Origin of the sequence: Pseudomonas sp. K5002 (genome assembly GCF_013386655.1) — a bacterium.
In the GTDB taxonomy this organism is placed as follows: Bacteria; Pseudomonadota; Gammaproteobacteria; order Pseudomonadales; family Pseudomonadaceae; genus Aquipseudomonas.
In genome coordinates this window covers 1-5,944 of record NZ_JACARK010000457.1, presented here as the reverse complement: position 1 = coordinate 5,944, position 5,944 = coordinate 1, and the positions used below count along the sequence as shown (strand labels likewise).

The following is a 5,944-nucleotide window of genomic DNA, read 5'->3' as shown; positions in this document are numbered from 1 at the left end:
ACCATGCGCCCGCCGGCGGCGTTTTCTTCATTCACCGCCAGGGCGAACAGGTTGACCCATTCCATCGCGCTCAAGGTCGAGCCGATCACGTTCGGCTTGCCCAGCTCCTGCAAGCTGCGGTGCAACTTGGCTGCACGGCGCCTTACATTGAGGCCGCCGGGAAGGATGCCTTCGTGCTTGAGGCCTTGCTCCACGCAATCCTGCATGGCGCGCCAGAGCTTCATCAGGCCGCTGCGGATTTCTTCTTCCGAGCGCCAGGTTTTTTCGTTCGCCAACATCAGCTCAGCGACGCGCAGGTTGTGGGTCTTGCACAGCTGCAGCAGTTCCACCGCACTGGAAAAATCATAGGGCAGCTCGGTGCGGTCCATGTCCGCCACGCCGCTGTTGGCCTGGGCTTCATCCACCACGAATCCGCCGCCCACCGAGTAGTAGGTGTCGCGGTGCAGCTCGCCGTTATCACCGAACACCACCAGGGTCATGGCATTAGGGTGGAACGGCAGGTTTTCGTCGATCAGGCGCATGTCCCGCGCCCATAAGAAAGGCACCGGCAAACGTGCGTCCAGCAGCAGGGTGTTGGTCTCGCGCAGGGTTTCGATGCGGATGCCGATCTGTGACGGATCGATCGCGTCCGGCCACTCGCCCATCAGGCCCATGATCACCGCGTTGTCGCTGCCGTGACCGATGCCCGTGGCCGATAAGGAGCCATACAGCTGAACTTCGACGCGCCTGACTTGTTCCAACACATCACGTTCACGTAATCCTTGAACGAACAACGCCGCGGCGCGCATGGGGCCGACGGTGTGAGAACTCGAAGGCCCAATGCCGATCTTGAACAGGTCGAAAACGCTGATAGCCATTGCCGTGAAACTCCTCGATGAGCACAGGCCAGGCGCACATAACGCCTGGTGACGGAGCTGCTACGCTCATGTCGCAATCCGCCCAGATGCGGCCATCATCAAGCTTTTGCTGGCGCTCACGGCGTCTCACACCGACGTACCCATGCTCATCAGCGCCGCTGTTGTGGAAGGCGACGTTTTGGCCGTTTTTTGCGGTGCAGATCGGTAAAAAGTGCAGTTTTGCCGTGGAAAAAATCTGTAAGCGACGTCACCGACACTGGATACGACCATCCCTGTACTGGATACGACGCCCCCTGTAGGCGTCAGATTTTCACTGGTACATGATCAGTCTCGACTCGTTTGCACAGTTGCGTGGCAGAGCTGTGCCGCACGCCCAACCGCAACACCTATAAGCGCGGTGTTATTGCCGCCAGAAAAACACCAGGAGTCCACCCCCATGAAAGGTTCCCCGTCGTTGTTGTTGGCCGCCATGCTGAGTCTGCCAGTCGTGGCTCACGCTGCAGAACCGGCGCAATGCCAGACCGTCAACTTCTCCGATGTCGGCTGGACCGACATCACCGTCACCACCGCCACCACCAGCGAAGTCCTCAAGGGCCTCGGCTACAAACCCCGCACCACGATGATTTCAGTACCCGTGACCTACAAGTCCCTGGCCGACGGCAAGAACATGGACATCTTCCTCGGCAACTGGATGCCGACCATGGAAAACGACATCAAGCAGTACCGTGATGCCGGCACCGTGGAAACCGTGCGCGCCAACCTGGAAAACGCCAAGTACACCCTGGCCGTACCGGAAGCGCTGTACAACAAGGGCCTGAAAGACTTCGCCGACATCGTCAAATTCAAGGATGAGCTGGGCGGCAAGATCTACGGGATCGAGCCGGGCAACGACGGCAACCGGACCATCCAGACCCTCATCGACAAGGACGCTTTCGGCCTGAAAACCGCCGGTTTCAAAGTGGTCGAATCCAGCGAAGCCGGGATGCTTTCGCAGGTGGAACGCGCCACCAAGCGCGACCAGGCCATCGTGTTTCTCGGCTGGGAACCGCACCCGATGAACACCCGCTTCAAGATGAAGTACCTGACCGGGGGTGATGATTCATTCGGCCCCAACTACGGCCAGGCCACCATCTACACCAACGTCCGCAAGGGCTACACCCAGGAATGCAGCAACGTGGGCCAGTTGCTGAAAAACCTGTCGTTCACCCTGAACATGGAAAGCACCCTGATGGGTAACGTCCTGGACGACAAAATGAAGCCTGACGCCGCCGCCAAGGCGTGGCTGAAGAAGAACCCGCAAGTGCTCGACACCTGGCTCGCCGGTGTCACCACGGTCGATGGCAAACCAGGACTGGAGGCCGTCAAAGCTTACCTCGCCAAGTAAACCGCTGACCCCGGGCCGGTACGCTGGCCCGGGATGTTTTTCCTCTTCGCATGTGGACATTCACTACCATGCTGACTGAACATAAAATCCCGCTAGGCCAGTACATCGCTGCCTTCGTTGAGTGGTTGACCCAACACGGGGCCGCCTACTTCGACGCAATCGCATCGACCCTGGAAACGATGATCCACGGCGTGACGTTCGCGCTGACCTGGTTCAATCCACTGGCATTGATCGGTCTGATTGCGCTGCTCGCTCACTTCATTCAACGCAAATGGGGCCTGACCGTTTTTGTCATCGCCTCCTTCCTGCTGATCCTCAACCTGGGGTACTGGCAGGAAACCATGGAGACCCTGGCGCAAGTGCTGTTCGCCACCCTGGTCTGCGTGGTGATCGGCGTGCCGCTGGGCATCGTTGCCGCGCACAAACCGATGTTCTACACCCTGATGCGGCCGGTGCTCGATCTGATGCAGACCGTACCGACCTTCGTCTACCTCATCCCTACCCTGACCCTCTTCGGGCTGGGTGTGGTGCCCGGGCTGATTTCCACGGTGGTGTTTGCGATTGCCGCGCCTATCCGTCTGACTTACCTGGGTATCCGTGATGTGCCGCAAGAGTTGATGGACGCCGGCAAGGCCTTTGGCTGCTCGCGCCGTCAGTTGCTCTCGCGGATCGAACTGCCCCACGCCATGCCGAGCATCGCCGCCGGCATTACCCAATGCATCATGCTGTCGTTGTCGATGGTGGTGATCGCGGCCCTGGTGGGCGCCGACGGCCTCGGCAAACCGGTGGTCAACGCGCTGAACACCGCCGACATCGCCCTGGGCTTTGAAGCCGGCCTGGCGATCGTATTGCTGGCCATCATGCTCGACCGCATCTGCAAACAACCCGACGCCAAAGTAGGGGGTGATGCATGAGCATTATCCGATTCGAAAATGTCGACGTGATCTTCTCCAAAGACCCACGCGAGGCGCTCAAGCTGCTGGACCAGGGCATGACGCGCAACGAGATCCTGAAAAAGACCGGGCAGATTGTCGGCGTTGAAAACGCCAGCCTGGATGTCGAGAAAGGCGAGATCTGCGTGCTGATGGGCCTGTCCGGCTCGGGCAAGTCGAGCTTGTTGCGCTGCATCAATGGCTTGAACACCGTCAGCCGCGGCAAGCTGTTTGTGGAGCATGAAGGTCGCCAGATCGACATCGCATCCTGCACCCCCGCCGAGCTGAAAATGATGCGCACCCAGCGCATCGCCATGGTGTTCCAGAAGTTCGCCCTGATGCCCTGGCTGACGGTGCGCGAGAACATCAGCTTCGGCCTGGAGATGCAGGGCCGCCCGGAGAAAGAACGACGCAAGCTGGTGGATGACAAGCTGGAACTGGTGGGCCTGTCGCAGTGGCGCAACAAGAAGCCCGACGAGCTTTCCGGTGGCATGCAGCAGCGTGTCGGCCTGGCCCGCGCATTGGCGATGGACGCCGATATCCTGTTGATGGACGAACCCTTCTCGGCACTCGACCCGCTGATCCGCCAGGGCTTGCAGGATGAGTTGCTGGAGCTGCAACGCAAGCTGAGCAAGACCATCGTATTCGTGAGCCATGACCTGGATGAGGCGCTGAAACTCGGCAGCCGCATCGCGATCATGAAAGACGGGCGGATCATCCAGTACAGCGTGCCGGAAGAGATCGTGCTGAACCCGGCGGATGACTATGTGCGGACCTTCGTGGCCCACACCAACCCGCTGAATGTGCTGTGTGGCCGCAGCCTGATGCGCACGGTGGATAACTGCACCCACGTCAACGGCTCCATCAGCCTGGACCCGGGCGGTGACTCGTGGCTGGACCTGGCCGAAGGCAACACCATCAAGGGCGCGCGGCAGAACGGTTCGGTGCTGAACTTGCAGAACTGGGCACCGGGGCAATCGGTGGAGGGCCTGGGCCGGATGCCGACGCTGGTGGATTCGAATATCGGGATGCGCGATGCGTTGCAGATTCGGTACCAGACAGGCAACAAGCTGGTGCTGCAGGACGACAACAAGGTGGTGGGGATTCTGGGTGACAGCGAGCTCTATCACGCCCTCTTGGGCAAGAACCTGGGCTAACAGACACCGCAAAAAAAATGTGGGAGCGGGCTTGCTCGCGAATGCGGTGTATCAGTGTCAGATGTACTGACTGACACTGCGCATTCGCGAGCAAGCCCGCTCCCACATTTTGCTCAGGTGGTGTCAGTAACGACACCACCTGTCCTTTCAACACTCAGCTATAGACACGGCCAAGGAGCTGCCGATGGCTTTCAAACTGATCGAGCACGTCCCGGGTGATCTGCTCCTGGGTGAAGCCCATCAGGTCGTATTCCTGAGGCCCGTTGTGCAGGTAAACCTCGGCGCGGTAGTAGCGCGTGCGTTCTTCCTCGGGCAAGTCGTTCGGTGCCGACGAATAAGCATCCAGGCTGACCTCGTAGACAAACGGATTGCCCTCTTGCATCTCGATGCGCACACCAATGCAGCGCTTGGATTTGCCCAGCAGGGTCTGCACTTCCAGCCCCTGGTCACGCAACGCAGTCGCCGCTTCTTCCAGCGCCGGCGTGACGTGCTTGTCCATAAAGCGTTGCACGGTACCCTGGCTCGGTTGCAGGTCCAGGGCAGTCAAACGCTCGCTGAAACCACGCCGACCACGCTCGGCCAACTGCGCCTGCTCCAACTCGATCGCCACGTCCTGGCGCATCGCCTTGTGCAGGCCGAACATGAAGAACACCAGCACCACCGAGAACGGCAAGCCCGCCAGCACCACCATGGTTTGCATGGCTTCGAAGTTACCGGCGAACAGCAGGCCGATGGTCACCAGGGTGATCACCGCCGACCAGAAAATCCGCAGCCAGTGCGGCGCATCTTCGTCAACGTTGCCGCCCTTGCAGGACAGGTTCGCCATCATCACCGCGCCGGAATCCGCCGGGGTCAGGAAGAGTACGAAGCCCACGAAGATCGACACACCGATGACGATTTTCGACGCCGGGTAATGCTCAAGCAGTTGGTAGATCGCCATGGACGGCTGTTCCAGCGCCGTCTTGCCCAACTCCACCGCACCATGGTTCACCACCAGGTCCAGGGCCGAGTTGCCGAAGATCGACAGCCACGCCAGGGTGAAGCCCAGCGGGATCAGCAGCACGCCGGCCACCAGTTCACGCACCGTGCGACCACGGGAAATACGCGCGATGAACATGCCCACGAATGGCGCCCAGGAAATCCACCAGGCCCAGTAGAACAGGGTCCACAGGCCCATCCAGCGTTCGGTCTTGTCGGCGTCGCCTTCGTACACGTACAGGTCGAAGGTCTTCAGCACGATGCCGTTCATGTAGTCGCCGATGTTCTGCACGAAGCCGTTGAGCAAGTGCAAAGTCGGGCCAAACAGCAATACGAAAATCAGCAGGCCGCTGAACAGCACGATGTTCAGGTTGGACAGGCGGCGAATGCCGTTCTCCACACCCGACACCGCAGCAATAGTCGCCACGGTGCTCATCACGATGATCACGATCAGCAGGTTGGTGTTGCTGTGCTGCATGCCGAACAGGTTTTCCAACCCGGAGGACACTTGCATCGAACCAATCCCCAGGTTCGTCACCAGGCCCAGCAGGGTCACGAACATGCCGAAGCCGTCCACCGCGTGACCGGCCGCGCCTTTGACCCAACGCTCGCCCACCAGCGGGTACAGCGCCGAGC

The 5,944-nt window shown here is 60.2% G+C and carries 5 protein-coding genes; 3 read left to right on the top strand and 2 right to left on the bottom strand.

Going from position 1 to position 5,944, the window contains the following annotated elements:
* The coding region (locus tag HX846_RS20320; RefSeq protein ID WP_178965983.1) for an L-serine ammonia-lyase at positions 1–857 on the bottom strand (857 nt) is incomplete at its 3' end.
* A 436-nt stretch (positions 858–1,293) separates the two neighbouring features.
* On the opposite strand from HX846_RS20320, the gene HX846_RS20315 reads away from it, so the two are divergent.
* The 3 genes from HX846_RS20315 (at position 1,294) to choV (ending at position 4,330) form a co-directional block, all read left to right on the top strand.
* Positions 1,294–2,241, top strand: coding sequence for a choline ABC transporter substrate-binding protein (locus HX846_RS20315; RefSeq protein WP_003216912.1), 948 nt, complete (start codon positions 1,294–1,296; stop codon positions 2,239–2,241).
* A 68-nt stretch (positions 2,242–2,309) separates the two neighbouring features.
* Positions 2,310–3,155 (top strand): choline ABC transporter permease subunit, encoded by an 846-nt coding sequence (gene choW, locus HX846_RS20310; protein ID WP_003216909.1) that lies wholly within the window; start codon positions 2,310–2,312, stop codon positions 3,153–3,155.
* Complete coding sequence (gene choV / locus HX846_RS20305) at positions 3,152–4,330, top strand: choline ABC transporter ATP-binding protein (RefSeq protein ID WP_177027999.1); 1,179 nt, start codon at positions 3,152–3,154, stop codon at positions 4,328–4,330. Before choW ends, choV begins: the two co-directional genes overlap by 4 nt.
* Positions 4,331–4,484: 154 nt before the next feature.
* Here choV and HX846_RS20300 read toward each other — a convergent pair.
* The coding region (locus HX846_RS20300) for a BCCT family transporter (RefSeq protein WP_178965982.1) at positions 4,485–5,944 on the bottom strand (1,460 nt) is incomplete at its 5' end.

What these genes read in the sequence shown, in the direction of transcription:
- HX846_RS20315 (WP_003216912.1), top strand. Translation starts at nt 1,294, where the DNA reads ATGAAAGGTTCCCCGTCGTTGTTGTTGGCCGCCATGCTGAGTCTGCCA.
- choV (WP_177027999.1), top strand. Translation starts at nt 3,152, where the DNA reads ATGAGCATTATCCGATTCGAAAATGTCGACGTGATCTTCTCCAAAGAC.
- choW (WP_003216909.1), top strand. Translation starts at nt 2,310, where the DNA reads ATGCTGACTGAACATAAAATCCCGCTAGGCCAGTACATCGCTGCCTTC.